Annotated in this window: 22 protein-coding genes; 14 read left to right on the top strand and 8 right to left on the bottom strand. The window is 65.9% G+C overall.

What is annotated here, in order from left to right:
* Nucleotides 1–21 precede the first annotated feature (21 nt).
* The 3 genes from ACK8CP_RS10145 to ACK8CP_RS10135 are packed head-to-tail and all read left to right on the top strand — an operon-like array spanning nt 22 to nt 5,117.
* Nucleotides 22–699 carry a response regulator transcription factor gene (locus tag ACK8CP_RS10145; RefSeq protein ID WP_092809500.1) on the top strand — a complete coding sequence of 226 codons (678 nt, stop codon included), beginning with the start codon at nt 22–24 and terminating at the stop codon, nt 697–699.
* On the top strand, nt 692–2,182 hold the full coding sequence (locus ACK8CP_RS10140) for an ATP-binding protein (protein WP_414831668.1): 1,491 nt from the start codon (nt 692–694) through the stop codon (nt 2,180–2,182). The genes ACK8CP_RS10145 and ACK8CP_RS10140 overlap by 8 nt, the downstream gene beginning before the upstream one ends.
* Entirely contained in the window at nt 2,112–5,117 is a 3,006-nt protein-coding gene (locus ACK8CP_RS10135; RefSeq protein WP_414831667.1) for a bifunctional [glutamine synthetase] adenylyltransferase/[glutamine synthetase]-adenylyl-L-tyrosine phosphorylase, read from the top strand. Before ACK8CP_RS10140 ends, ACK8CP_RS10135 begins: the two co-directional genes overlap by 71 nt.
* Before the next feature lie 63 nt (nt 5,118–5,180).
* Here ACK8CP_RS10135 and petA read toward each other — a convergent pair whose 3' ends face one another.
* The 4 genes from petA to pepN all read right to left on the bottom strand — a co-directional run bounded on the left by petA (nt 5,181) and on the right by pepN (nt 12,070).
* Entirely contained in the window at nt 5,181–5,750 is a 570-nt protein-coding gene (petA, locus tag ACK8CP_RS10130) for a ubiquinol-cytochrome c reductase iron-sulfur subunit (RefSeq protein WP_128292621.1), read from the bottom strand.
* 162 nt (nt 5,751–5,912) lie between these two features.
* Nucleotides 5,913–6,827 (bottom strand): LysR family transcriptional regulator, encoded by a 915-nt coding sequence (locus ACK8CP_RS10125; RefSeq protein ID WP_414831666.1) that lies wholly within the window; start codon nt 6,825–6,827, stop codon nt 5,913–5,915.
* Nucleotides 6,828–6,951: 124 nt separating this feature from the next.
* Nucleotides 6,952–9,285: an ATP-binding protein gene (locus ACK8CP_RS10120; RefSeq protein WP_234630585.1), complete on the bottom strand. Its 2,334-nt coding sequence runs from the start codon at nt 9,283–9,285 to the stop codon at nt 6,952–6,954.
* Nucleotides 9,286–9,382: 97 nt separating this feature from the next.
* Complete coding sequence (gene pepN / locus ACK8CP_RS10115; protein ID WP_414831665.1) at nt 9,383–12,070, bottom strand: aminopeptidase N; 2,688 nt, start codon at nt 12,068–12,070, stop codon at nt 9,383–9,385.
* A gap of 188 nt (nt 12,071–12,258) precedes the next feature.
* Between pepN and ACK8CP_RS10110 the strand changes: the two genes are divergently transcribed.
* The 4 genes from ACK8CP_RS10110 (at nt 12,259) to ACK8CP_RS10095 (ending at nt 15,031) form a co-directional block, all read left to right on the top strand.
* Nucleotides 12,259–12,825 (top strand): NUDIX domain-containing protein, encoded by a 567-nt coding sequence (locus ACK8CP_RS10110; RefSeq protein WP_414831664.1) that lies wholly within the window; start codon nt 12,259–12,261, stop codon nt 12,823–12,825.
* A 117-nt stretch (nt 12,826–12,942) separates the two neighbouring features.
* Nucleotides 12,943–13,113 (top strand): DUF1328 domain-containing protein, encoded by a 171-nt coding sequence (locus ACK8CP_RS10105; RefSeq protein WP_092809512.1) that lies wholly within the window; start codon nt 12,943–12,945, stop codon nt 13,111–13,113.
* A gap of 249 nt (nt 13,114–13,362) precedes the next feature.
* Nucleotides 13,363–14,298, top strand: coding sequence for a bifunctional methylenetetrahydrofolate dehydrogenase/methenyltetrahydrofolate cyclohydrolase FolD (folD, locus tag ACK8CP_RS10100; protein WP_414831663.1), 936 nt, complete (start codon nt 13,363–13,365; stop codon nt 14,296–14,298).
* Nucleotides 14,299–14,320: 22 nt separating this feature from the next.
* Entirely contained in the window at nt 14,321–15,031 is a 711-nt protein-coding gene (locus ACK8CP_RS10095; RefSeq protein ID WP_414831662.1) for a DUF938 domain-containing protein, read from the top strand.
* 15 nt (nt 15,032–15,046) lie between these two features.
* Here the strand turns inward: ACK8CP_RS10095 and ACK8CP_RS10090 are convergent, their stop codons facing one another.
* The 3 genes from ACK8CP_RS10090 to ACK8CP_RS10080 form a co-directional block, all read right to left on the bottom strand.
* Nucleotides 15,047–15,985 carry an alpha/beta hydrolase gene (locus ACK8CP_RS10090; protein ID WP_414831661.1) on the bottom strand — a complete coding sequence of 313 codons (939 nt, stop codon included), beginning with the start codon at nt 15,983–15,985 and terminating at the stop codon, nt 15,047–15,049.
* Nucleotides 15,986–16,166: 181 nt separating this feature from the next.
* A complete protein-coding gene (locus ACK8CP_RS10085; protein WP_414831660.1) occupies nt 16,167–17,648 on the bottom strand; it encodes an alkaline phosphatase D family protein in 1,482 nt (493 codons plus the stop codon).
* A gap of 158 nt (nt 17,649–17,806) precedes the next feature.
* A complete protein-coding gene (locus tag ACK8CP_RS10080; protein ID WP_414831659.1) occupies nt 17,807–18,952 on the bottom strand; it encodes an amidohydrolase in 1,146 nt (381 codons plus the stop codon).
* 151 nt (nt 18,953–19,103) lie between these two features.
* Here ACK8CP_RS10080 and ACK8CP_RS10075 point away from each other — a divergent pair, with 151 nt between their 5' ends.
* The 7 genes from ACK8CP_RS10075 (at nt 19,104) to ACK8CP_RS10045 (ending at nt 24,726) form a co-directional block, all read left to right on the top strand.
* Nucleotides 19,104–19,535 (top strand): hypothetical protein, encoded by a 432-nt coding sequence (locus ACK8CP_RS10075; RefSeq protein WP_234630592.1) that lies wholly within the window; start codon nt 19,104–19,106, stop codon nt 19,533–19,535.
* Nucleotides 19,536–19,627: 92 nt separating this feature from the next.
* A complete protein-coding gene (locus ACK8CP_RS10070; RefSeq protein ID WP_234630593.1) occupies nt 19,628–20,239 on the top strand; it encodes a hypothetical protein in 612 nt (203 codons plus the stop codon).
* Nucleotides 20,232–20,651 (top strand): transcriptional regulator, encoded by a 420-nt coding sequence (locus tag ACK8CP_RS10065; RefSeq protein ID WP_414831658.1) that lies wholly within the window; start codon nt 20,232–20,234, stop codon nt 20,649–20,651. Before ACK8CP_RS10070 ends, ACK8CP_RS10065 begins: the two co-directional genes overlap by 8 nt.
* A 29-nt stretch (nt 20,652–20,680) precedes the next feature.
* Nucleotides 20,681–21,403: a di-trans,poly-cis-decaprenylcistransferase gene (locus ACK8CP_RS10060; protein ID WP_414831657.1), complete on the top strand. Its 723-nt coding sequence runs from the start codon at nt 20,681–20,683 to the stop codon at nt 21,401–21,403.
* A gap of 145 nt (nt 21,404–21,548) precedes the next feature.
* Complete coding sequence (locus ACK8CP_RS10055; protein WP_414831656.1) at nt 21,549–24,065, top strand: GcvT family protein; 2,517 nt, start codon at nt 21,549–21,551, stop codon at nt 24,063–24,065.
* Nucleotides 24,066–24,080: 15 nt separating this feature from the next.
* Nucleotides 24,081–24,335, top strand: coding sequence for a type II toxin-antitoxin system HicB family antitoxin (locus ACK8CP_RS10050; RefSeq protein ID WP_414831655.1), 255 nt, complete (start codon nt 24,081–24,083; stop codon nt 24,333–24,335).
* Nucleotides 24,336–24,387: 52 nt separating this feature from the next.
* Nucleotides 24,388–24,726, top strand: coding sequence for a chorismate mutase (locus tag ACK8CP_RS10045; protein WP_414831654.1), 339 nt, complete (start codon nt 24,388–24,390; stop codon nt 24,724–24,726).
* 44 nt (nt 24,727–24,770) lie between these two features.
* On the opposite strand, the gene ACK8CP_RS10040 is transcribed toward ACK8CP_RS10045, so the two are convergent.
* Complete coding sequence (locus ACK8CP_RS10040; protein ID WP_414831653.1) at nt 24,771–25,454, bottom strand: HAD family hydrolase; 684 nt, start codon at nt 25,452–25,454, stop codon at nt 24,771–24,773.
* Between the last annotated feature and the right edge of the window lie 136 nt (nt 25,455–25,590).

The following is a 25,590-nucleotide window of genomic DNA, read 5'->3' as shown; positions in this document are numbered from 1 at the left end:
ACGGAAAGGAAGCTCCCTCTCATGCGTATTCTCGTCATCGAAGACGATCAGGAAACGGCCGCCTATCTCGTCAAGGCGCTGAGCGAGGCCGGCCATGTCGCCGACCACGCAAGCGACGGCGACGAAGGCTATGCCATGGCCTCGCACGAGAATTACGACGTGCTCGTGGTCGACCGGATGCTGCCGAAACGCGACGGGCTCTCCGTGATTTCGGAACTGCGCGAGGAGGAAAACCGCACGCCCGTGCTGATCCTCTCGGCGCTCGGCCAGGTCGACGATCGGGTGAAGGGGCTGCGTTCCGGCGGCGACGATTATCTGGCCAAGCCCTACGCCTTTTCAGAGCTTCTGGCGCGCATCGAGGTGCTGGCGCGGCGCAACACGCCAAACGAGGCGGAAACCCGCTACCGGGTCGCCGATCTCGAGCTCGACCGTCTGGCGCGCACGGTAACACGCGGCGGCGAGACGATCCTGCTGCAGCCGCGCGAATTCCGGCTTCTGGAATATCTGATGAAGAACGCCGGCACGGTCGTCACCCGCACCATGCTCTTGGAGAATGTCTGGGATTATCACTTCGATCCTCAGACCAACGTGATCGACGTGCACATGTCGCGCCTGCGCGGCAAGATCGACAAGAACTTCGAAAAGCAGCTCCTGCACACGGTGCGTGGCGCCGGCTACGTCATCCGCGACGATGGCTAAACGGTCTCCCGCGGGCAAGGCCGGCGGCCGGCTGCGCCTCTTGCGAACGACGGCCTTCAAGCTCGCCGCCGTCTATCTCGCCGTCTTCACGATCTTCGCCGCCTTCCTCATCTTCTACATCGCCAAGAACACGACGCAGCTGTTGACGACGCAGCTCGCCGAGGCGGTGGATCAGGAAACGCGCGAACTCGCCCGCCAGTACGAGGTGGGGGGCTTGAGCCGCGTCGCCCGCATCATCGACCGGCACAGCCGCCAGCCGGGCGCGAGCCTCTATCTCGTCACCGATCCGGACGGAGACATCATCGTCGGCAACGTGGCCGCGGTACCCGCGGAAGTGCTGACGCGCCCGGATTCCGATCTTCATCCGATCCCCTATCGCCGGCTGGAAGAGGATACGAGCGCCGACCATGTGGCGCTGGTGCGCGTCTTTGCGCTGCCCGGCGGTTTCCGGCTTCTCGTCGGCCGCGACATCGGTGAACGGCAGCGCTTCGTGGCGATCATCCGCCAGGCGCTGATCCTGACCGTCGGGCTGATGGTGGTGCTCGGGCTGGCGAGCTGGCTGTTCGTGTCGCGACGGGTTCTGAAACGCATCGATTCCATCTCCGCGACGAGCCGGCAGATCATGACCGGCGATCTGTCGGGGCGTCTGGAAGTGACGGGGACGGGCGATGAGTTCGACCGCCTGGCGCTCAGCCTCAACACCATGCTGGCGCGCATCGAAGCCTTGATGATCGGGCTGAAACAGGTCTCCGACAACATCGCTCACGATCTCAAGACGCCGCTGACGCGCATGCGCAACCGGGTCGAGGCGGCGCTGGCGCATCCCGATGACGGCGGCCGCGAGGCGCTGGTGACGACGCTCGAAGACGCCGACCAGCTGATCAGAACCTTCGATGCTCTGCTGATGATCGCGCGCACCGAGGCGGGCTCGTCGGGGCTCGCCTTCGGCGAGATCGACGGCAGCGCCGTCGTCGCCGATGTGGTGGAGCTTTATGAGCCTCTCGCCGAAGATGCGGGCGTTTCGCTGAGTGCCGATCTGCCGGAGGAGCCGATGATGCTCTACGGCAACCGCGAGCTTCTGAGCCAGGCGCTCGCGAACCTCGTCGATAACGCCATCAAGCATGCCGGCGAGGTGGTCGAGGATGCGCATGTGAGGATCGGCCTGAAGCGCGGCAAGGCGGGCGTGGAGCTTTCCGTCGCCGACAACGGGCCGGGCATTCCCGAAGCCGACCGCCCGCGCGTCATCGAGCGCTTCGTGCGTCTCGACGAAAGCCGCACGCGCCCGGGCTTCGGCCTCGGTCTCGCCCTCGTTGCGGCCGTGACGAAACTGCATCATGGCGAGCTGAGGTTGGAAGATGCCGCGCCAGGCCTTAGAGCTGTCCTGGCCCTGCCCAACGAAAGAGCGCTCACCGATGACGCAAAAAGCTCTGAGGCAAAGGATCAAGCCGCTGCCGCCGTCTCCGGAGGCGGAAAAGGCGCTTGAGCGCCTTGCCCATGCCGCCGGACGCCAGGAGAAGGAGGCAGCACTTCAGGCGCTCCTCGCCGATGACGCGCTGAAAGCCTTCCTGGGGACGAGCCTCGGCGATTGTCCCTATCTCCTCGATCTGGCGGCAAAGGATATCGACCGGCTCGCCGAGATCATCGACGCGGCGCCCGAGGTTTTGCTTCAGGAGACGACGGCCGCTCTCGCGGATCTGGAGCCTGCGGATGAGAAGGCGCTCATGGCGGCGCTGCGGCAGGCGAAGCAGAAGGTCGCGCTGACGCTGGGCCTTGCCGATCTCGGCGGTGCGCTGGAGCTTGAAGGCGTCGTCGGCGCTTTGTCCGATTTTGCCGATCAGGCGATCGACACCGCGCTCGCCTTTCTCCTGCGCGAGGCGGAGAGGCAGGGCAAATGGCAGGGGGGCGGGCCGCGCGAATGTGGCCTCGTCGTGCTCGCCATGGGCAAGCAGGGCGCGCACGAGCTCAATTATTCCTCCGACATCGATCTGATCGTGCTCTTCGATCCGCAGACGCCGGGGCCGGCTGAGGGTGTCGAACGCTCCGTCTTCTGGGTCAGGATCGTGCGCCGGCTCGTCTCGCTCCTGCAGGAGCGGACCGCCGACGGCTATGTCTTCCGCGTCGATTTGAGACTTCGTCCCGATCCGGGGGCGACGCCCGTCGCGCTGTCGATCCCGGGGGCGCTCTCCTATTACGAAAGCATGGGCCAGAACTGGGAGCGCGCCGCGCTCATCAAGGCGCGGCCGGCCGCCGGTGACAGGAAGGTGGGCGAGGACTTTCTGCGCGAGCTCGGCCCCTATATCTGGCGCAAGCATCTCGACTTCGCCGCGATCGCCGACATCCATTCGATCAAGCGGCAGGTGCATATCCATCGCGGCCACGCCAAGGTGCGCGTCGCCGGCCACGATCTGAAGCGCGGGCGGGGCGGCATTCGCGATATCGAGCTTTTCGCCCAGACGCAGCAATTGATCGCCGGCGGCCGCGACGCCGATCTGCGCGGCCTGCGCACCCGCGACGTGCTCGCAAAGCTTGCCGAAAAGGGCTGGATCACCGGCGCGGAAGCCGCCGAGCTCGACCGCGCCTATGTGTTTTTGCGCGGCGTCGAGCATCGGCTGCAGATGGTGCGCGACGAGCAGACGCAGACCCTGCCGCAAGACGGGGAAGGGCTTCAGCGCATCGCCAGGCTCTGCGGCTTTGCCGAGCTTGAGGATTTCGAGACGGAGCTTCTGAAACATCTCAACGCCGTCGCCGCGCGCTATCAGGAGCTGTTCGAGGAGGCGGCGCCGCTGTCGACAGAACTCGGCAATCTCGTCTTCACGGGCGGCGACGACGATCCAGGCACGCTTGAAACCTTGTCTCACCTCGGCTTCCGGCAGCCGGCGAACGTGACGGAGACCGTGCGCGCCTGGCATTTCGGCCGCTATCAGGCGACGCGGTCGACAACCGCACGCGAGAGGCTGACGGAGTTCACGCCGGCCCTTCTCGCCGCCCTTGCCGAGACGCCGGATCCGGATGCGGCCTTCCGCGCCTTCGATGCCGTGGTGCGCAAATTGCCGGCGGGCGTGCCGCTGTTTTCGCTGCTGGCCGCCAATCCGGGCCTGCTCGAGCTTCTGGCGCTGGTGCTCGGCGCCTCGCCGATGCTGGCGGAAACGCTCGCCAAGCGGCCGCATGTCATCGACATCCTGACCGACCCGGAATTGCTGGCCGAGCCGATCGGACGCAAGGCGCTCGACGCGCAGCTTCGCACGAGCCTTGCCGATGCGCGCAGCTACGAGGATCGGCTCGACCGGGCGCGGATCTTTGCGCGCGAGATGCGCTTTCTGATCGGCGTGAAAGTGCTCGCGGGCGCGATGGATGCGCCGGAAGCCGGCAGCGCCTTTGCCGATCTCGCCGAGACGGTGATCAAGGCGCTGTTCGTGGCGACGCGGCGGGAATTCGCCCGCCGTCATGGCGAGGTGCCGGGGGGCGATGTGGCGCTTCTCGCCATGGGCCGGCTCGGCAGCCGCGAGATGACGGCGACCTCAGATCTCGACCTCATCGTCGTCTACGATTTCGCCGCCGACGCGAAGGAATCCGACGGCGAGAAGCCGCTTGCGCCGAGCCAATATTATACGCGGCTGACGCAGCGCTTCGTGACGGCGCTCTCCGCGCAGACGGCGGAAGGCGCCGCATACGAAGTGGATCTGCGGCTGCGCCCGTCGGGACGCGCCGGCCCGCTGGCGACGCCGTTTTCGGGCTTTGAACGCTATCAGAGGGAAGAGGCCTGGACCTGGGAGCATATGGCGCTGTGCCGGGCGCGCTGCATTTTTGCCGAAGGCGACCTCGGAACGCGTGTCGAGACGGTGATTTCCGAGGTGCTCGCGACGAGGCGTGAGGATGCAAAGCTCAAGGACGACATCGCCTCCATGTATGACCGCGTGCAGGCGGCCAAAGGCGGCACGTCGCGCTGGCAGCTGAAGACGGTGCCCGGCGGGCTGACGGCGCTCGAATTCCTGGCGCAATATTTGATTCTGGCCGGGCGCGCGGCCCCGCAGCCGGCGCCGCCTCACCGTATCTTCGAAAGCCTGCACGATGCAGGGGACGAAGAGCGGGGCAATGCGGGGGAAGACGGGACGTGGAAGGTGCTGGCCAAAGCCTCGCGCCTGCAGGCGGCTTTGCTGCAGGGGCTCCGGCTCATCGGCGAAGATGCGGCACGCGATCCGGATGCGACGGCGGAGGGCACGAAGCGTCTGCTCTTGCGGCTCGCCACGCAGGCGGAGATCGTCGCCGAAGCTGGCGACCTGCCGCCGAGCCAGGTGATGAGCGATTTCGACGGGCTGATTGCGCGCCTCGATCAGGCGCAGGCAGAGGTGCACAAGATCTTCGACGCGATTTTGCGCCGGGAGGGCTCTCAGGCGGCCGACGAGGGCGACGGCGCCTGAAAGCGAGGCCTGACCTGAAAAAGAAGGCGGCGCCGGGGGTGAGCGCCGCCCAAGCCGAAGCCGTCAGCCGATCTTGATCGTCGTGTCGTCGACGAAATTGTTGATCGGAATATCCATGTTGCGCGGCGCCGGCCCATGGCGGATGCGCCCGGCCGTGTCGTAGACGGAGCCGTGGCAGGCGCAGAACCAGCCGCCGAACTCACCCGCTTCACCGGTCGGCACGCAGCCGAGATGGGTGCAGATGCCGATCATGACGAGGAATTCTTCGCGGCCCGCCGGGCTGCGGTTTTCCATCGTCGCCGGGGCGCCGGCTTCGAGATTTTCGTTGCGCGCCACCGGATCTTTGAGGTCCGAAAGCGGCGTGTCGCGCGCTGCCGCCACCTCTTCCGGGGTGCGGTAGCGGATGAAGACCGGCTTGCCGCGCCACATCACGGTGATCGACTGCCCGGCTTCCATGCCGGACACGTCGACCTGGATGGAGCCCAGCGCCAACGCCGAACTGTCGGGGTTCATTTGGTCGATGAACGGCCAGGCGAGGCCGCCGACAGCCGCGACCGTCATGGCGCCGGTCGCGACGACGATGAAGTCGCGTCGCGTAGGCTCGCCGCCTCCGCTCGTTACAGCTGCGGTCATGGAAATTGCTCCCTTGCCGATAAAAAGGACGCCGGCCCTTCGGAGAGCATGTCAACGACGGTGTGGGGACGAGGTCGTGTCGGTACAGCCGCCGCCGCAGGCCACCCGATGGTCCGGCAAACTCAATGTAGGGGAGCGCTTACGACCGCAGAAATAGTAATATCAGAGGGGCATACTCAGCTTTTGCGAGGGTCTCGCCGAAGGCTGAGGCAAGGCGCTGCGCGCGACGTCCAGAAGGCCGGTGAGAAGCGCGTTCTGCGGTTTACGGTCCGCGTAGACGAGACGCTGCGCCGCCCGGCCTTCCATGTCGGAGAGCCAGGAGATGCCGGGCGTTTCGGCCGAGCAGGCGGAGATGTGCAGGAAGCCGCCGGCCATGCCGCCGGCGATGAGCTCGCGCGCCGTCTTTTCGGGAACCGTGCCGGCGATCGCCTGCGGGTGGATGCCGCGCCGCTCAAGGATCGCCTCGGCGAGCCTGCGGCATTGGGTGCCGGGCGGCGGCAGGAGCCAGGGCGTTTCGGAGAGTGTGTCGCTGTCGGCGCTGGCGAGACGTTCCTGCCAGGCGCTCGGGATCGCGGCGCGCACCACGATCGTGTCGATCTCCACCGCGGCAAGCCCGGCTTCGAGATCGGGCTCGGTGGAGACGCAACCGGCGAGAAGCTCGCCGGAGCGGATGCGCTCCAGGATCTCCGCCGAAGAGGCCTCGCAGATGTCGAGCCGGGTGAGGGGATGCGCCAGCGCCATGCCGGCGATGAGGCCTGCCAGACGATGCTCGCAGGCGCAGGGCGAGATGCCGAGGCTGATGACGCCCTTGAGAGTGCCGCCGAGCGAGCGGCCGTGATCGAGGAACTCGGCGCGGGCTTTGAGGACAGCACGCGCCCGAACCAGCATTTCGGCGCCTGCCGCCGTGAGCCGCATGCCCTGCGAGGAACGCTCGAAGAGGGCAAAGCCGAGCTCCTCCTCAAGCTGCTTGATATGCGCGCTGACGGCGGGCTGGCTGGTGGCGAGGTGCTCGGCCGCGCGCGAGATCGAACCGGTCTCGGCAACGCCGACGAGGCTGCGCAAATGGTGAAATTCCAACGGCCTGCCTTGCTGCTGCGGGGATCACATGATGCAACCTGCATATAAGGATCGCGGCCGCAGGATTAAGCCGTGATCGGCGGGCGGAACGTCGCGGGCTGAGGGGCACCGTCGTGCCGGATGCTCAGGCGGCGTTCGCCGCCTGCTGGTGCAAGGGCAGGGACAGCGTGACGCGTGTGCCGACGCCTTCGGAGGAATCGATGCGCATATCGCCGCCGTGCAGCTGCACGATCGACTGGGTGATGGCGAGGCCGAGGCCGGAGCCCTTGTGGTCGCGGGTCATCTGGCGGGCCACCTGCTCGAAGGGCCGGCCGAGCCGCTCGAGAGCCTTTTTCGGAATGCCGATGCCCGTGTCTTCTACCGCGATCAGCGCTTCGCCGCCGCGCCTGCGGGCGCTGATCTTCACCTTGCCGTCGGCGGGCGTGAATTTGACGCCGTTGGACACGACGGCGAGGAGCGCCTGACGCAGAGCCTTGCGGTCGGCATCGAGCCGGAAGTCCTTCTCCACCTCCAGACGGATGTCGATGTTGTTTTCGGCGGCTTCCTTGCCGAGGCTCGCGACCACCTCTTCGGCGAGTTCGGCAAGATCGACCTCGCTCGGATCGAGCGAGATGTGGCCCGATTCCAGCCGCGTCATGTCGAGGATGTCGGAGATGACGCTGAGGAGATAGCCGCCGGAATCGCGGATATCGGCGCAGTATTCCTCGTACTTTTCGTTGCCGAGCGGGCCGAAGGCGCCCGATTGCATCATCTCCGAAAAGCCGATGATGGCATTGAGCGGCGTTCTGAGCTCGTGGCTGACATTGGCCATGAATTCCGATTTGACGCGGGAGAGCTCCTCGGCGTGCTCCTTCTCGAGCGCGTATTTCTCCGCGAGTTCGACGAGCTGCTGCGCCTGCTTTTCGAGCTGCTGGCGCGAGCCGCGGAGGTCGGCGACGGTGGCCGTCAGCTTGCGCTCGTTCTCCAGAAGCTGGGCTTCATGCTGCTTCAAGGCGGTGATGTCGGTGCCGACGGAGACGAAGCCGCCATCCTTGGTGCGCCGTTCGTTGATCTGCAGCCAGCGCCCGTCCTCGATGCGCGCTTCGACGGAGCGGCCGCCGAGCTGCGGGCTTTCGGCGGCGGGCAGGAGGCTTGCGAATTGTGGCCGCCGTCCGCTCGCCACGACGTCGGCATAGGCGGTGCCCGGCCGCACCAGATTGTCCGGGAGCTGATAGAGCTCCTGATATTTTGAATTGCACAGGACGAGGCGGTTGGACGCGTCCCACAAGACGAAAGCTTCCGAAATCGCCTCCACCGCATCGTGCAGCCGAAGATCGGCGGTGCGGGAGGCTTCCGCGGCAAGCTTCGATTCCGTCACGTCGACGGCGATGCCGATCCAATGCGGCCCGTCGGCATCGCGCACGACCTCGCCGCGCACCCGAACCCAGATCCAGCGGCCGGATTCGTGGCGCATGCGGAATTCGCGGTCGATCTGCGCCCCCTCGGCCTGGATGAGGGCGTTCGCCATTTCGATGAGATCGCCGTCTTCCGGATGGATGCGCGACGACACATCCCCGGCGGAGAGGAGGTTGTTGATCGCGGGCAGGCCGACGATGTCGTACATCGAGGGCGACCAGAAGATCGCCCCGCGCGACAGATCCCAGTCCCACAGCCCCGAACGACCGCGCATCAGCGCCATATGCACGCGGTTCTGCGTTTCGCTGTAGATGTAATCGGCCTCTTCCGCGCGCGTCGTCTGCGCCTGATAGGCGAAGCCCAGGATCGACAGGATGATCGAGGTGCCGACGAAGACGGTGGCCTCACGTGACACGTTGCTGCGCCAGTTGGCGAAGACGGCGGACAGCGGCTGGTAGATGGCGACGGAGCCGGTCGCCTCGCCGATATGATGGACGGTGGCGAGCACGTCGTTGCCGTCCGGCAGGCGGATGGACAAAACGCCGGCGCGCTCGCCGAGCGTGGTGAGCGGCTGGCCGGGACCGAGAAGATCGTCGAGCGAGCGGCCGACGAGTTCGACCGCATAAGGATCGACCGCGACGATCTTGCCGAGCGGATCGGCGAGCACGGTGACGCGGCCGGAATCCTCCGCGCCGGGCGGCAGCGCGTTGGCGAGGATGCCGTGATAGGTCTCCGACATCGCGGTTGCCGGCATCTGCCCGCGCATCTCTTCGAGATTGGTGGCAATCGAGCTCGCGAGAAGGCCGAGCGTCAGCTTGGCCTTGTTCTCGATATCGCCGCGCGCATCGCTCAAGACGACGATCCGCATCATGCCGAGCGTGATGATGAAGAGGACGATGAGGAACGGGATGAGGCGGCGGATCAGCGGCTCCGCTCGCACCAGCCGCGCATAGGCAGGGTGGATGAAGAGGCGCGCATGGCCCGCCAGCGCTTGCCGGTCGAGGCGTCTTACGTTGGGTAGACGCCTGAACGCGGACGCGATGGCTTGATGAGCCCGCGCCATGCAGAACCTCCAGTGATTTGGGGGCAGCCGCACCCCCGAATCACCTCATTTGAATCTGACCGAATCAGATTGTCCAGACCCGCAGGAAGATCGGCTTCTAGCCCAGCGTACGAATGACGATATCGGCCACATCCGTGGAGAGGTCCGGACGGTCGGCGAGCGCCCGCAAGGCGGCCTCCGCATGCGTGCGGCGCCCTGGTTCGAGCAGCCGGTAGCTGCGGAAGCAGGTGGCGAGCCGCGAGGCGACGGACGGATTGCTCTTGTCGAGATCGGCGATCGCATTGGCGAGGAAATGATAGCCGGCGCCGTCGGGACGGTTGAAGGCCGTCGGATTGCCGGCCCCGAAGGTGCGCACCAGCGAATAGACCCGGTTCGGCGTCTTCCAGGAGAACGCCGGATTCTGGGTGAGGGCCTCGACCTTCTTCAGCGTCTCGTGGCCGGGCTGCATCGCCTGCACGGCAAACCATTTGTCGAGGACGAGCGGATTGTCGCGGTAGCGCTCGAAGAAGGCGTCGAGCGCGGCCGAGGCGCCGGTGAGGTTCTCGTGCACGAGAAGCCTGAGCGCCGCGAGACGCTCGGTGAGGTTGGTCGCCGTCTCGAAGGATTTGCGCACCTGCGTGCCTTCGTCCCGACCGCGCGCCTTGCCGGCGGCGATCTGATAGCGCCAGGCGGCGAAGGTGAGGGCGCGGCGTCCGGCATTGTCGGCATCGGGCGAATAGGCCGGCATCGCAGGCTCGCGCTTGGCCGCCTCGACGATGCGCTCGGCTGACTTCTCGCCGATGAAGCCGGCAAGCGCCTGCCGTGTCTCGTAGACGATGTCGGGATCGACATCCTTGGCGATCAGCTGAGCGATCTCGTTTTCCGACGGCAAGGCGAGGGCGAGCGCCCGGAAAGCCGGGTCGAAATCGGTGTTCTCGGCAAGTTCCGCGAAGGCCGCCGCAAGCCTTGGATCGAAGGAGGCGGCACCGCCGCTCGACAGCGCCTGATAGCCTGAGAGGATCGCCCGGCGGGCGAGGCTCTGCAGCGCCTCCCAGCGGTTGAAGGCGTCCGTGTCCTGGCGCGCCAGGAAGAAGAGGTCGTCGTCGGTGAGATCCGCCTCGAGATTCACGGGCGCCGAAAATCCGCGCAGCACCGACGGGACGGCTTCGGCACGCACGCCGCGGAAGGTGAGGTTCAATTCCTTCTCGGTGAGAAGAATGAGACCGCGCCCGAGCGCCTCCTTGCCGCCTTCGCCGAGGCCGGCCGGCGCATCGACGTCCTCCCAGGAGAGATCCTGACCGTCGGGGCCGACGAGGCCGAAGGACAGCGGGATGAGCTGCGGCTCTTTCGGCTTGTTGTCCGGCGTCTGCGGCAGCTCCTGGGCGAGGCTGAGAGAGAGCGTTTCGCTCTGCGCATCATAAGCGTGGCGGAGCGTCACTTTCGGCGTGCCGGCCTGGTGGTACCAGAGCGAGAACTGGGTGAGATCCCTGCCGGTCGCATCGGCAAAGCACGCGATGAAATCCTCGATGGTGACGGCGCCGCCATCATGGCGCTCGAAATAGAGGTCCATGCCGGCGCGGAAGCCTTCATCGCCGAGGACGAGCTTCAGCATGCGGCAGATTTCGGCGCCCTTTTCATAGACGGTCGCCGTGTAGAAGTTGTTGATCTCGCGGTAGGCGGTCGGGCGCACCGGATGGGCGAGCGGGCCGGCATCTTCCGGGAATTGCGCCTGGCGCAGGCCGATCACATCGGAGATCCGCTTGACCGGGCGCGAACGCATGTCGGAGGAGAATTCCTGATCGCGGAAGACGGTCAGGCCTTCCTTGAGGCAGAGCTGGAACCAGTCGCGGCAGGTGATGCGGTCGCCGGTCCAGTTGTGGAAATATTCGTGCGCGATCACGCCTTCGACATGGGCGTAATCCATGTCCGTTCCGGTCTCCGCATCGACGAGCACGTATTTGTCGTTGAAGACGTTGAGACCCTTGTTCTCCATCGCGCCCATGTTGAAATCGGACACGGCGACGATGTTGAAGACGTCGAGATCGTATTCGCGCCCGAAAACTTCCTCGTCCCAGCGCATGGAGCGCTTCAGCGCATCCATGGCATAGCGGCAGCGCTCTTCCTTGCCGTGCTCGCAAAAGATGCCGAGGCGCACGCGCCGGCCGGATGCGGTGACGAATTCGTCGTGGATGGAGCCGAGATCGCCGGCGACGAGGGCGAAGAGATAGGAGGGCTTCGGAAACGGGTCGTGCCAGACGGCATAATGGCGGTCGGTGCCTTCCACCGGGCCGCTTTGGATGAGATTGCCGTTGGAGAGCATGATGGGCGTCGCCGCCCGCGGCGCTTCCATGCGCACGGTGTAGACGGCGAGCACGTCGGGCCGGTCGTAGAAATAGGTGATGCGACGGAAGCCTTCCGCCTCGCATTGCGTCGTGTAGACGCCGCTCGAGCGGTAAAGCCCCATCAGGGCCGTGTTGTTCTCCGGATCGATCTCGGTGACGATCTTGAGCGTGAAGGGCTCGTGCGGCGGTGTGGAGAGCGTGAAGCGGTCGGGCGTCGCTTCGTATTCGTCGGCGCTGAGCGTGCGGCCATCGACGAAGACCTGCTTCAGTTTCAGCCCGTCGCCGTTGAGAACGAGGGGCGGGTTTTCAGCCGGGGAGGGCTCGCGGCGACGAAGTGCCAGAGACGCGGTGACCTGGGTCGCCGTCGGATCGAGGCGGAAATCGAGATCGACGGTGTCGATGGCGTAATCGGTCGGTCGGTAATCTTCGAGCCGCACCACTGCGGCGCCCTCACGTTGCATCATAGACTCCTTGCATCTCGTTGCCGCATGTAGAGACGAAATGAGCCGACGGAAAGGCAGGAACCCGCGGTTTGCCTGCGATTTCGCGGAATTTGCTGCGCCTTTTCCGGCTTTCGCCCTTGCCGGCCTCTCTGCAATCGTCCATGCCGCCGCAAAAATCTCCTTCCGTGATAGCCGAGCTTCCGACCGCCATGAAGAAAACGCTGCCAGAAATCGTCGAACGTCGCCGCGTCTATGCCGGCTGGAACCGGATGGACGAACTGACGGTGACGGGGCTCTCGTCAGAGGCGCACAAGCGCGAAGTCATCGACCATGGCGATGCGGCGAGCCTGCTTCCCTACGATGCCGAACGCCGCACGGTCCTCCTCGTCCGGCAATGGCGCGCGCCGCTTGCCGAGCGCCCCGAAGGCGGCTTCATCATGGAGGCCTGCGCCGGGATCATCGATCCGGGCGAGACGCCCGAGGAAGCGGCCCTGCGCGAGGCGGAAGAAGAACTCGGCGTGACGCTCGGCAAGGCCGAACATGTCGCAAGCGTCTACCCGGCTCCCGGCTGCCTCACGGAACTCGCGCATCTTTTTCTGTCGCCCTATCGCCCGGAGGACCGCAAGGGCGCGGGTGGCGGCAAGGACGAGGAAGGCGAGGCGATCGAGGTCGTGGAGATCTCGTTCGATCGGCTTTTCGCCCTCGTGCGGGAAGCGGGGATCAACGACGCCAAAACGCTGGTTCTGGCTCAGGCCCTGCTTTTACGCGGTCTGTGACACCTCGTCCTCTTGCGAGGCAGCAAACTTTTTCAAGCGTGCAATTGAACCGAACACGTTCCTGCGCGTTATCTGTCCCGAAAGCGCCAATTGGCGCAGTAGACAGGAGAGTTTGTCATGCTCGGTTGGGCATTAACCTTTCTCGTGATCGCGCTGATTGCTGCGGTTCTTGGATTTGGTGGTATTGCCGGCACGGCTGTGGGCATTGCCAAGATTATCTTCTTCGTCGCCGTGGTCCTCTTCCTTATCTCGGCCATCTTCGGCGGCATCCGCGGGCGTCGCATCTGACGCTCGCCTGAGCCAAATCTCCCGCTCGGGATCTTCGCCAAGATCCTCAGATCGGGGCGGAAAACCAGACAGGCCGCTGCCGGCAAAACGGCGGCGGCCTTTTTCTTTGTCGCTCACTTTTGTCCGTCGGCCTTGGTTCGAGGTTCGGCAAAGCTCTGCAGACATCGCCGAAAGGCCCCTTTGCGCTTGCGATCCGTGCACGCTATCAGGCCCGCACGCGCCTTGAGCGCGATCCTGACGGAGAAGCATATGTCCGAGCCCCAAGCGCGCCCCAAAGCTCACATCATCGACGGCAAGGTGATCGCACCGCAGACCATCGACAAGGTGAAGGCGGCGCGCGAGACGCTCGAAGCGGAAACCGGCGTGAAGCCGGGACTTGCGGTCGTCATCGTCGGCGAGGACCCGGCAAGCCAGGTCTATGTCCGCAACAAGGGCCTGAAGGCGGAGGAATGCGGCTTTCATTCCGAGACGCATCGCCTGCCGGAGGCAACGAGCGAGGCCGAGCTTCTCGCCTTGATCACGCGGCTCAATGCCGATCCGAAGATCCACGGCATCCTGGCGCAGCTTCCCCTGCCGAAGCATATTTCAGAGAAGGCGGTGATCGCGGCCATCGATCCGGACAAGGATGTCGACGGGCTTTCGCCGATCAATGTCGGCCGTCTCGTGTCGGGCTCGGCCGATGAAGCGCTCGTGTCCTGCACGCCGGCCGGCTGTCTCGTCATGGCGAAATCGGTGACGCCCGATCTGAGCGGGCTCAACGCCGTCGTCGTCGGCCGTTCCAACATCGTCGGCAAGCCGGTGGCGCACCTGCTTCTGGCGGAGAACTGCACGGTGACGATCGCCCATTCGCGGACGCGCGATCTGCCCTCCGTCTGCCGCTCCGCCGATATTCTGGTCGCGGCCGTCGGGCGGCCGAAGATGATCAAGGGCGATTGGGTGAAGCCGGGCGCGACCGTCATCGATGTCGGCATCAACCGGATTCCCGCACCCGAGAAGGGCGAGGGCAAGACGCGGCTCGTCGGCGATGTCGATTTCGACGAGGCCGCGGACGTCGCCGGGGCCATAACGCCGGTGCCGGGCGGCGTCGGGCTGATGACGATCGCCATGCTGATGGCGAACACGGTGATCGCGGCCTCGAGGAAGGCGGGACGCCCGGAGATCGGGGCGGGAATCTTTCAGGGCTGAGCCTGCCGCGACGGCGGGCCGTATGGCCGTGGCCGCCGGCCTTCTCTATTTTCCGGAGATGACCGATTTCATCCCTGGCCGTCAAAGCACGAGCCCCGTGGCCGCGGGCGACAAACGCCTCGACACGCGCTCGTTCCACAAGAACCATGTGCCGATCCGCACGGCGCTGACGCCGTTTCTGGAGGGGCGCTCAGGCGATGTTCTGGAAGTGGGCTCCGGCTCCGGCCAGCATGTCGTGGGCTTCGCCAAAGCCTTTCCGCATCTCACCTTCTGGCCGTCCGACAAAGAGCCCATGCACCGGGCGAGCATCGCCGCCTGGGCGGCGCTCGACCCGCAGCCCAATCTGCGCGACGTCGTCGATCTCAATCTCTGCGAGACCTGGCGGCTCGGCGAAGAGGGCGGCGCGACGGGGCGGCCGCCGGCGAAGCTTGCCGCCATCCTCGCCATCAACATCCTGCATGTGACACCTTTTGCCGTGTCGGGACATCTGATGGCGGGGGCCGGCCGTTATCTCGCCGATGACGGCCTGCTCTTCATCTACGGCCCGTTCGCCCATGACGGCGCCATGAGCGAGAGCAATGCCGAGTTCGACGCGCAATTGCGGGCGGCGAACCCGGAATGGGGCCTGCGCGACGTGCAGGCGCTCTGCGTCCTTGCCGGCGAGAACGGGTTGAAGCCGCTCGACAAGATCGAGATGCCGGCGAACAACCACATTCTGGTCTACGGGCGCTGAGCCAGGCGAGCTCTCCTAGAAGCGCTGCCTGGCGAGAAGCGCGATCGTCTCCATGACCTCGCCGACGGCATCGACGACGCCGCCGAGTTCCATGAATCCATGGACCTGCCCGGGGAAATGCCGGTGCAGGACTTCGACGCCGGCATCGCGGAGCTTTTGCGCATAGGCCGCGCCGTCATCGAGCAGGGGATCGTGACCGCCGGTGACGATGAGGGCTGGCGGCAGGCCGTGATGGTCTTCGGCAAGAAGCGGCGAGGCGCGCCAATCGAGGCCTGCCTCGGCATCGGGCAGGTAGTTGCGGACGAGCGCGATCATGTCTTCAAGCGTGATCGGCGGCGCCTTGGCATTGGTGATGCGCGAGGGGCGCGCATTGGAGGCTTCGCTGTTGTCGGTCGCGGGATAGAGAAGCACCTGGAAGGCGAGCTTCGGCGTGTCTTCGCGAAGCGCGAGCGCGGTGACAGCGGCAAGGCTGCCGCCGGCGCTGTCGCCTGCGATGGCAATCCGGTTCGCATCGATGCCGAGCTCGCCGGCATGGGCGCCGATCCAGCGCGTGGCGGCGATCGCATCCTCAGGGCCGGCCGGAAACGGGTTTTCCGGGGCGAGGCGGTAATCGACGGAAACGATCCGGCAGCGGGCGGTATCGGCGATGCGCCGACAGAGCGTGTCCGCCGTGTCGAGCGTGCCGAGCACCCAGCCGCCGCCATGCAGATAGATGATCGCGGGTCCGGTGTCGTCGACGCCGTGCGGCGTGTAGAGCCTGAGCCTGATCGGCCCGGCCGGCCCGTCGGCCGCCACGTCTTTCACCTCCGCCATATCGATGATCGGGCCGCCGAATGTGTGCTGCAGCACGCCCTGGGTGGCGCGCATCTCCGCGACACTCATTGTGTGCAGAGGCGGCCCGCCGGCCTTCGCCATGCGTTGGAGCACTTTCTCGACTTGCGGATCGATGTGCATGTTCGTCCTTTCCTGTCTGCCGACGCGACTGGCGCAGAGGCGCTGCCTCTGGCTGCCGAGCGTCGGCTGTCAGGTCGGATTTAGGTGGGTTCCGGAGCGCCGCGAGGAAAAACCCGGCCCGGCATAGGAGATGACCGGCGAGCGCATGGGCCGTGGCGGCGGATCGATCTGTCCGCCCGCCTCAGATGACGAGCTTTTCCGTCGGCCCGGATTCAAGCTCCCACCAGGCTTCCCAGGCGCCGTGTCGACGGGCGAGCCTCAGATAGTTGCGCTCCGCCGTGTAGATCGTGCTCTTGCCGGGGAGCGGCAAAAGTTTGATCGGATGCTGCTTCAAGGGGGCGGAGCCGAAGCTCGCAAGCGCGCCGAGGGTGGCCGCATAGGCTTTCGGCGGCGGCGGATGGGTGATGCCGGAGGCGACGAGTTGATGGAGGTCGCCGGTATCGGAGGCGAGCGTGCTGCGGGTGGCGAGATGGATCTCGCCGGAAAGAACCGTGAGGCGCGTATCGTCCCGCTCATGCGCGGCAAGAAGCGTGCGCAGGAACTTGCACCATTCCTCGCGATGCGTGCGGCTTTGCCACTGATCGCGCAGATCGTCCTCGTATTTCTCCGCGATCGGCGTGATCCGCATCACCGCCTCGATCAGCGACAGACGGGGGCCGAGAGCCGGCACGCTCGACAACAGAAGGATGCGGCCATCTTCGGCGTCGGCGAGCGCCGTTGCGAGCGTGCGCCAGCCCGCCGGTCCCATGACCCGGTCGCGCCGCCGCTCCGAGCGCAGATCGGGCGCGACCAGTGTCAGCCCCGGCATGTCGACGCGCCAGGTGAGCGAGGTGCCGGAGGGGTCGAGACAGGTTTCGGGCAAGGCCCCTTCGACGGCGCCCATCTGGAAGAGCAGAAATTGCTCGCGCGCGACGGCAAAGACGGCGTTGCCGACGGGTGAATCGAGTTTCTTGTCCGGAAGCGAGCCCCAGCCGTCGCAGATGTCGTGGTCGTCCCACATGGCGAGCGAGGGGACGCGGCAGAGAATGTCGGCAATGGCCGGCTGGCCGTAGAGTTCGAGATAACGCTGCAACAAAACCCGGCGCAGCGCGGCGACGACCTCCGGCACTTCCGCGCCGGAATTGGAGCCCGGATCGCCGCGATCGCGGCCCCATTCGCGCGTCAGCGGATGCGCTTCGAGGATCTCGTCGGCATAGATCTGGTCGCCGCCATGCAGAAGAAGATGCAGCGGCTCTCGCGCATGCGCCGCACCAAGCCGCGCCCAAAGCGTGTTGCGGCTTTCTTCCGGCCGTTCCCGGTCGCCTTCTTCCTGGCCGTTGCAGGAGACGAAGGCGAGCGCGAGATCGCCGTCATAGGCCGTGTTGACGACGTAGCGGGTGCCTTCGAGCTCGTACCAGGCGGCTTTCTGGACCTCGGCGCCGGTCGGCAAGGCGAAGGTGTAGCGCAGCGCGAGGAGGCCATAGCGCGACAGGAGGAGCTCCGGCTCGACCGCACCGTTGCGCGTGACGAGGTTCGGAAGCTCCGGCGTGAACGGGCGGATGAGGAGCACGGCGAGGCGCACGCGGTCCCCCTCCATGCCGCGCAGGAAGAGAAGCGGCTTCAGCCGTCCGGCGAGGCGCTGCAATTCGGCATTGTCGGCCATGTCTGTGACGCGGCCGGTCATGGGGTGTCGTCTTTCGGCGCGCCTGTTTTCGGCGTGCCCGTCGCGCGGGCAGATGTCACGGACGAATCGAGCATGGAACCTCGGCGGCTACGCGGTGACCGTGGTAAAACGCTGCGTGCGCCTGTCAACGGCTCCATCGTCGCGTGGAAGCCCGATCCTCAGCCCAGAATGTCATAGGCCGTGCGCAGAAAGATGCGCGCGCCGATGGCGATGAGATCGTCCGGGAAATCGTATTCGGGATCGTGCAGGGGCGGATGGGTCTCGCCGGCGCCGAGGAAGAGGAGGGCGGATTTCGCGCTCGTGCCGAAACGCCCGAAATCTTCCGAGGCGCGCATCGGCTCGCCGGGAGCATGGAAGATCCGCTCATGGTCGAGCGCCCGGCGGAGATGCGCAACCGCGTCGGGATCGTTGTCTGAGGCCAAGAAGACATCCTCATAGGTGATGTCGAAGGAGAGGCCGAAAGCGCCTGCCGTCTCCGCTACCAGCGCCTCGGCGCGGGCGACGAGCGCCTCCATGCGCGCGTCCTGAAGCGTGCGCAGGGTCGCAAAAATCTCCGCCTCGCCGGGGGCGATGCCGAAAGCCGGCTCGCCCATCGTTGCATGGGTGATGGTGACGAGCGAGAAATCCTCCACGAGCGCGCCACCCGCCGCGAGCGCCGTCAGCTCCGGCATCAGCCGTGCGACGGCCGGCATCGGCGAGAGGCCGGTCTCGGGCTGCGAGGCATGTGCGGTGCGGCCGGTGAGGGTGATCTTCATGCCTCGCGAGGCGCAGGCGGCGGCGCCGTCCTTCAGGGCGACATGGCCGAGGCGGAGACCCGGAAAATTATGAAGCGCGAAGGCGAAGTCGGGCGCGATCTCGGCAAAGCGCGGATCGGCGAGAACGGACGCCGCGCCCGCGCCGGTCTCTTCCGCCGGCTGGAAGAGGAGAATGACGCGGCCGCTTTCGGGCCGGCGGCACGCAAGGCTGCGCGCGACGCCGGCGAGGATCGCCATATGCCCGTCATGGCCGCAAAGATGGCCCTTTCCGGAAATCTCCGAGCGGTGCGGCGCTTCCGTCCCTTCGGTGATCGGCAGCGCGTCGAGCTCGCAGCGGAACATGAGCGTGGGACCGGGCCGGCCGGATTCGTAAAGGGCAGCAAGCCCATGCCCGCCGAGCCCGGTGAGGAGCCGGTCGGGTGTCGTCGGTGCGAGGAAGGCGGCGACTTCCGCGGCGGTCTCCTCCTCCTCGCCGGAGATTTCGGGGCGCTTATGGAGCTTTCGCCGCCATTCCGTCAGTTCCACGATGTCGCGATTTGAAAGGAGCATGGACGTGTCCGGGGGCTGAAAAAGACGAGGCGAGAGCGCGGAGCGAGGGAACGTTGGAGACCCTCGCCCGTTCGGCGTGCCAGGGCGCAAGGTGGCACGACCCTTTGAGGCGTGCCACCTTGCGCGCATGAGAACAAGTTCGGAGATCAGAATGAAGCCTGCCGCAGCCGCGACCTTTTTGAGCCTTTCCATGGCGATGTTTCCGGCATGGGCGGCGGCCCAGTCGACGCTCAGCGGGGCGCATGAAGTCGGCGAACTGACGAGCGTTCAGGCGACGCTGGAGGACACGCCCGATTCGTCCCCGGCGACGCTTCGCGTGCGCGGCCTGATCACGGCGCCCGAGCCCTGCCAGGTCGCGACGGCGGAAGCGGTCGGCGAGGGGGAGAGCGAGACGGCGGGGATCGCCCGCGTCCTGAAGATTCGCGTGACGACGGCGCGTGCCTCCGAGGACCAGGCGTGCACGCAAAAACTCACCGATCTGCAGTTCCAGTTCACGCAGGAGGTGGGCCTGCGCGAATTCGAGGAGGTCGAGGTCATCTCCGACAGCGACATCGAGCGCGCCTTGGTCGAGCTCGCCGAATAAGTCCGGCGCGCCGAATGGCCGGTGGACGGGTCGAACTTGCGCCACTTTGCAAATCCGTATACTTTGCATTGCAGAGTTGATTGGAGCCGCTGGTGCGCGACCTTCAGAAGGCCCTCGCCGATATCGATGAGATCCGCAACCAGATGGCGGCGGCGACGGCGTTTCGTGGTTTTGGGCCGGGCGCGCTCGCGACGACCGGGGTGCTCGCCTTTTTTATGGCGGCGGCGCAGCAGGCTCTGATCGGCGCACCGCTTGCGAATCCCATCGCCTTTTTCGGCGGCTGGATCGCCACAGCCGTGATTTCGGCAATCATCATCGGCGTGGAGATGGCGGTGCGAACCCGGCGCCATCATGCCGGGCTCGCCGACGCGATGCTCTACAATGCCGTGCAGCAATTTCTGCCGGCGGGCGCGGCGGGAGCGCTTCTGACGCTCGCCATCGCGCGCGTCGCGCCGCAGGCCCTGTGGATGCTGCCGGGCCTGTGGCTCGTCTTCGTCAGTCTCGGGGTCTTCGCCTCGGCGCGGTCGCTGCCGCGCGGCATCCACCTCGCCGGTGTCTGGTATTTCGTTTCGGGCTTCGTCGTCTTCGCGCTTGCGAGCGAAGGCCCGCATTTGTCGCCCTGGATGATGGGCATTCCCTTTTCGGTCGGACAGGTGGCGATCGCCGCGATCCTCTATTTCGCGCCGGGAGAGGCCGATGGTTGAGACAAAAGACGCGTCGGCCCCGGCTGCTGCGCCCTATTCCTATGAAGGGCTCGACCGGGTGATCCACGAAAAGGCGCGGCTCGGCGTCCTGACCTCGCTCGCCACGCATCCGAAGGGCCTTGCCTTTGCCGATCTCCGAAAACTCTGCGGGCTGACGGACGGCAATCTGAGCCGGCATCTGCAGGTGCTCGAAGAGGCGGGGCTCGTGCGTCTCGACAAGGGCTTCGAGGGCAAGCGCCCGCTCACCACCTGCCGCATGACGGGAGAGGGACGCCGCCGTTTCGTGGAGTATCTCGCGGTTCTGGAGCGGGTCGTGCGCGATGCCGCGGGTGCGACGGGCGCGGCGGATGAGGAGAGAGAGCCCGCCGATGCCGAGGACGCGAAGGGACGGCTTCGGCCGAAGCTCGCCTGATTTCTCTTTTTTTGCCAGGAGGCTTTGTAATGCAAAGTGGTCGCGACGACAGACTTCATGTCGCCATCATCATGGACGGCAACGGGCGATGGGCGACGGCACGCGGCCTTCCCCGGAAAGCCGGCCACGAGGCGGGCGTCGAGACGGTGCGCCGCGTGGTGCGCGCCGCCCCTTCGGAAGGCATCGGCACGCTGACGCTCTACGCATTTTCGAGCGACAATTGGCGCCGGCCGAAGGCGGAAGTGGCGGCGCTGATGCAGCTTCTGCGGCACTATCTCGCCGGCGAGGTGGACGAACTCGTCGACAACGGTGTCCGGCTCTCCGTGATCGGGCGGCGCGACCGACTTCCCTTCGGGCTTGGCGCCGCGATCTCGAGGGCGGAGCGGGCGACGGCGGCGGGCCGCAAACTCCATCTGCGCATCGCCTTCGACTATTCCGCCCGCTGGGCGATCGCTGAGGCCGCAAGAAACTGCGCCGCAGCGGGCGACATCTCCGAGGAGGCGATCGCGCGCCGGATTTCGGGAGCCGCGGCATCGCCCGACGTCGATCTCCTCCTGCGCACCGGCGGCGAAAAACGCTTAAGCGATTTCCTCCTCTGGGAATGCGCCTATGCCGAACTCGCCTTCACCGGGGTGATGTGGCCCGATTTTGCGGCCGGCGATCTCGCTGAGACCGTCGCCGCCTTCCATCGCCGCGAGCGCCGCTTCGGCGGCCTGCCGGGCGAGGCCGTCGAAGACCGCTCCGCCGCCTGATATCCGTACATTTCGGGAGCCGACATTCTCGCCGCGCGTGCCCGCGTGCCTCACAGAGATTACGGCGTGTCGCGGAAGAGCCATGATCGCGCGATGACGCGCCCTAAGCTCATCTTTGAGGATCGGGACTTCAAGGGAGCGGGGAATGCGGGACAAAGCGCGCGTGGTGGTGATCGGGGGCGGCGTCGTGGGCGTTGCGACCCTCTATCATCTGGCGAAAAAGGGCTGGTCGGATGTCGTTCTGGTGGAGCGGCGCGAGCTCACCTCCGGCTCCACCTGGCACGCCGCCGGCCTCCTGCCGCTCTTCAACATGAGCTACTCGGTCGGCCAGATCCACAAATACTCCGTGCGCTTCTACCAGGAGCTGGCGGAAGAGACCGGCATGGATACCGGCTTCCGCAAAGTCTCCAATGTGCGTCTTGCCCGCACCAGGGACCGCTGGGACGAGTATCAATATTATGCGGGCGTGGCGCGCACGATCGGCGTCAATGTCGTCGAGATGACGCCCGAGGAGATCAAGGAGCGCTGGCCCTACGTCGACACCGACGGGATCCTGGGCGCCATCGCCCATCCCGACGACGGCTATATCCAGCCGGCCGATCTCACCCAGGCGCTCGCCCGCGGGGCCCGCAATCTGGGTGCCGAGATCAACCGCTACACGACCGTTCTGGGGCTCGAGCAGCAGCCCGACCATTCCTGGATCGTGAAGACCGACAAGGGCGACATCCACGCCGAGCACGTCGTCTCCGCCACCGGCAATTTCGTGCGCAAGACCGGCGAGATGGTGGGTCTCGAAATCCCCGTCATCCCGGTGGAGCACCAGTATATCGTGACGGAGCCCATCCCCGCGATCCAGGAATTCCGCAAGAGCGGCGGCGCCGAACTCTGCGTTTTGAGAGAATCCGATTCCTCCTGGTATATGCGCGAGGAGGCGGGCGGCCTTCTGCTTGGACCTTACGAAAAGGGCGCGCCGGTCTGCTATGTCGAAGGGCCCGATCCCGATTCCGAATACGAGCTCTTCCAGGAAGATCTCGACCGGCTGATGCCGCATGTGGAAACGGCGATCACGCGCGTGCCCTATTTCGGCGAGGTCGGCGTGAAGAAGGTCTATAACGGCGCCATCGCCTATACGCCGGACGGTTCGCCGATGGTGGGCCCGGCCTGGGATCTGAAGAATTTCTGGCTGAACGAGGGGCATTCCTTTGGCGTGACGGCGGCGGGCGGCGCCGGCTGGCAGCTCGCCGAATGGATCGTCGAAGGCGAGCCCTCGCTCGATCTGACAGGTGTCGATCCGCGCCGCTTCGGCCCCTATGCCTCGCGCGGCTATCTCAAGGCGAAGAACGAAGAGGCTTACGCCAACGTCTTCACCATGCACTATCCCGACGAGGAGCGGGCGGCGGGCCGGCCCCTGAAGACCGCGCCGTGCTATTCGCGCATGGCCGATCTCGGGGCGGTCTTCGGCTCCGTCTATGGCTGGGAGCGGCCGAACTGGTTCGCGCCTGCGGGCTACGAGGTGCCGGCCGAAGAGCTCGACGTCGACGACACGCTGACGAACGACAACCATCCGCCCGCCGACCATACGGGAAAGATCCGCGAGCGCTGGTCCTTCCGCCGCTCCAATTATTTCCCCTTCGTCGGCGAAGAGGTGAAGAATGTGACGAACGGCGTCGGCGTGCTCGACATGTCGGCCTTCGCCAAGATCGAGGTGTGGGGACCGGGCGCGCGTGCCTGGCTCGAAGCGATCTTCGCCAACCGCATCCCGAAGAAACGTGGGCGCATCGCGCTCTGCCATCTGTTGACGCCGTCTGGTGGCGTGCGCTCCGAATTCACCGTCTACGAATGGGCGAAGGACCGCTTCTATCTCGTCTCCGCGGGCGCCTATGAGCGCCACGACCACGACGTGCTGATGAAGCTCGCGCCGATGGACGGGACGGTCCGTCTGCGTCCCATCACGACGCAGATGGGCGTTCTGGTCGTCGCCGGCCCGCGCTCGCGCGAGCTTTTGCAGAAACTCACCGATGCGGATCTCTCCAACGCCGCCTTCCCGTGGCTGTCGGGTCGCTTCGTCAATATCGGCATTGCCCAGGCGCATGCGCTGCGCGTCAATTTCGTCGGCGAGCTCGGCTGGGAGCTGCATCATCCGATCGAGATGCAGAACACGATCTTCGACCTTCTTATGCAGGCGGGCGAAGAATTCGGCATCAAGCCCTTCGGCATCCGCGCGATGGACACGATGCGGCTCGAAAAGAGCTACCGGCTCATTCCGCGCGAGCTGTCGATCGAATACACCGCCTATGAGAGCGGCCTCGACCGCTTCGTGCATCCCAACAAGGGCCAGTTCATCGGCCGCGACCAGCTCGTGGAAGCGCGCGAGAAGGGCGACCGCTGGACCTTCGTGACGATGGAGGTCGCAGGCGTCACCGATGCCGATGCGCGGGGTTCTGAACCGATCTTCAAGCCGGGAACCGACGAACTCGTCGGCCGGGCCACCTCCGGCGGCTATGGCTGGCGGCTCGGCGCCTCGCTGGCGCTTGCGATGGTGCGGCCCGAAGAGGCCGATCTCGGCGGCGAACTGGAGATCCAGATTCTCGGCGAGCGCAAACGCGTGATGATCATTGAGGAGAGCCCGTTCGACCCGAACAATGAGAGATTGCGGGGGTAAACAAAGGAGGAGCAAATGACTGACTACGCGATCGTGATTGCTCCCTTGTCGAACGAGGATGGAGGCGGCTTTGTCGGGCGTGTCCCTGATCTTCCAGGCTGCATGTCGGATGGCGCGAGCGCCGAAGAGGCGCTGAGGAACACCCAGCAGGCGATCGCGGAATGGATCGAAGAATGCCGACGCCTCGGTCGCAGCTTGCCCGAGCCCGGGGCTGGTCGAAGCAATCTCGCCGTGTCGTTCGATCCGAACAATGAGAGGCTCAGGGGATAGGGCGGCGAAAGCGTCTTGCCGGGCTTTCTCGGGTAGCTGTAGAGAGGGCACCATGACCTTCCCGACCGCTCAGAAGCCCCCCGAAGACTGCACCACGATGGACGAGGTGCGCGCCGAAATCGACCGGCTGGACCGGATCCTCGTGACGCTCCTGGCCGAGCGCCAGCGCTACATCGAAGCCGCCGGGCGGATCAAACCGCGCGCCGATGAGGTTCGGCTGCCCTGGCGGATCGAGGATGTCGTCGCCAAGGTGCTTGCGGAAGCCCGCACGCAAGGGCTCTCGGAGAAGATCGCCGAGCCGGTCTGGCGCGAACTGATCGATCGCTCGATCGACCATGAGCACGAGGTCTGGGACCGGCACCGATCAGCGGCCGCGGAAAAGAGCTCCTAGAGCGCTGCTGTCGGCCGCCGCATGCCGGCGAAGCCGAGACATCCTCAAGTCGAGCGCGAGGCGACCTCGTCGAGGTGATGGAGGAGGTCGGCCGGGTCTTCATAGACGCGGAGCGCGCCGGCGCGTTCGAGTTCGTTCTGCCCGTAGCCGCCGGAAAGAAGCCCGACGCCGAGCGCCCGGCAGCGCGCCGCCGCCAGCATGTCCCAGATGGAATCGCCGACGACGATCGAGCGTTCGATCGGGACGTCGAGACGGCGGGCGGCTTCCACGAAGAGATCGGGATCCGGCTTGGCGTGGCGCACCTGGTCGCGCGTGACGACGGTCGCTTTGTCGGGATCGACGCCGAGCGCCTTCAAATTCGCACCGGCCGTCTCCATCCGCCCGCTGGTGGCGATCGCCCAGGGGATGTTCTGCTCGCTCAAGGTCTTGAGAAGCTCCGAGGCGCCGGGCAGAGGCACGACCGAATGCACGAGGCGCTGATAGGCCTCCGCATGCAGGACGCGCAGCCGCTCCGCCATATCCGGGCCGACATCCTTGTCGATCTCGCGCAGGAGCTGGTGGGTGAAGAGCCCGCCGCTCATGCCGATCTTGCGGTGAATGCGCCAGACGGAAAGCGCAATGCCTTCATGGTCGAGCGCTTCGCGCCAGGCGAGAACGTGCTGATAGACGCTGTCGACGAGCGTGCCGTCGAGATCGAAGAGGAAGGCGTTGGACAAGGAAATCTCCATGCTGCGCTCGCTTGGGGGGAGGGGCGCTGCAGGGGAAAGAGGGCGGCCTGCCCCATCTGTCAATCCGAGCGGCCGGGCCGGCATGTCTTCCCTGCGTTCGGTGGGCAGCTTCCGTCGGGCCCCAATCCGGCAAATG

The organism is Afifella sp. YEN Y35, assembly GCF_047553465.1.
Classification (GTDB): Bacteria; Pseudomonadota; Alphaproteobacteria; order Rhizobiales; family Afifellaceae; genus Afifella; species Afifella aestuarii.
Note: the sequence above shows the minus strand (reverse complement) of the source record. Positions and strands in the feature narration are given on the sequence as shown.

Bases quoted from the DNA above. Each gene is read 5' to 3' on its own strand.
- ACK8CP_RS10110 (WP_414831664.1), top strand. From the start codon at position 12,259: ATGAAGAAAACGCTGCCAGAAATCGTCGAACGTCGCCGCGTCTATGCC.
- ACK8CP_RS10045 (WP_414831654.1), top strand. From the start codon at position 24,388: ATGACCTTCCCGACCGCTCAGAAGCCCCCCGAAGACTGCACCACGATG.
- ACK8CP_RS10055 (WP_414831656.1), top strand. From the start codon at position 21,549: ATGCGGGACAAAGCGCGCGTGGTGGTGATCGGGGGCGGCGTCGTGGGC.
- ACK8CP_RS10085 (WP_414831660.1), bottom strand. From the start codon at position 17,648: ATGACCGGCCGCGTCACAGACATGGCCGACAATGCCGAATTGCAGCGC.
- ACK8CP_RS10040 (WP_414831653.1), bottom strand. From the start codon at position 25,454: ATGGAGATTTCCTTGTCCAACGCCTTCCTCTTCGATCTCGACGGCACG.
- ACK8CP_RS10145 (WP_092809500.1), top strand. From the start codon at position 22: ATGCGTATTCTCGTCATCGAAGACGATCAGGAAACGGCCGCCTATCTC.
- petA (WP_128292621.1), bottom strand. From the start codon at position 5,750: ATGACCGCAGCTGTAACGAGCGGAGGCGGCGAGCCTACGCGACGCGAC.
- ACK8CP_RS10095 (WP_414831662.1), top strand. From the start codon at position 14,321: ATGGCCGTGGCCGCCGGCCTTCTCTATTTTCCGGAGATGACCGATTTC.
- ACK8CP_RS10135 (WP_414831667.1), top strand. From the start codon at position 2,112: ATGACGCAAAAAGCTCTGAGGCAAAGGATCAAGCCGCTGCCGCCGTCT.
- ACK8CP_RS10075 (WP_234630592.1), top strand. From the start codon at position 19,104: ATGAAGCCTGCCGCAGCCGCGACCTTTTTGAGCCTTTCCATGGCGATG.
- ACK8CP_RS10090 (WP_414831661.1), bottom strand. From the start codon at position 15,985: ATGCACATCGATCCGCAAGTCGAGAAAGTGCTCCAACGCATGGCGAAG.
- ACK8CP_RS10120 (WP_234630585.1), bottom strand. From the start codon at position 9,285: ATGGCGCGGGCTCATCAAGCCATCGCGTCCGCGTTCAGGCGTCTACCC.
- ACK8CP_RS10140 (WP_414831668.1), top strand. From the start codon at position 692: ATGGCTAAACGGTCTCCCGCGGGCAAGGCCGGCGGCCGGCTGCGCCTC.
- ACK8CP_RS10050 (WP_414831655.1), top strand. From the start codon at position 24,081: ATGACTGACTACGCGATCGTGATTGCTCCCTTGTCGAACGAGGATGGA.
- folD (WP_414831663.1), top strand. From the start codon at position 13,363: ATGTCCGAGCCCCAAGCGCGCCCCAAAGCTCACATCATCGACGGCAAG.
- ACK8CP_RS10065 (WP_414831658.1), top strand. From the start codon at position 20,232: ATGGTTGAGACAAAAGACGCGTCGGCCCCGGCTGCTGCGCCCTATTCC.
- pepN (WP_414831665.1), bottom strand. From the start codon at position 12,070: ATGATGCAACGTGAGGGCGCCGCAGTGGTGCGGCTCGAAGATTACCGA.
- ACK8CP_RS10105 (WP_092809512.1), top strand. From the start codon at position 12,943: ATGCTCGGTTGGGCATTAACCTTTCTCGTGATCGCGCTGATTGCTGCG.
- ACK8CP_RS10060 (WP_414831657.1), top strand. From the start codon at position 20,681: ATGCAAAGTGGTCGCGACGACAGACTTCATGTCGCCATCATCATGGAC.
- ACK8CP_RS10080 (WP_414831659.1), bottom strand. From the start codon at position 18,952: ATGCTCCTTTCAAATCGCGACATCGTGGAACTGACGGAATGGCGGCGA.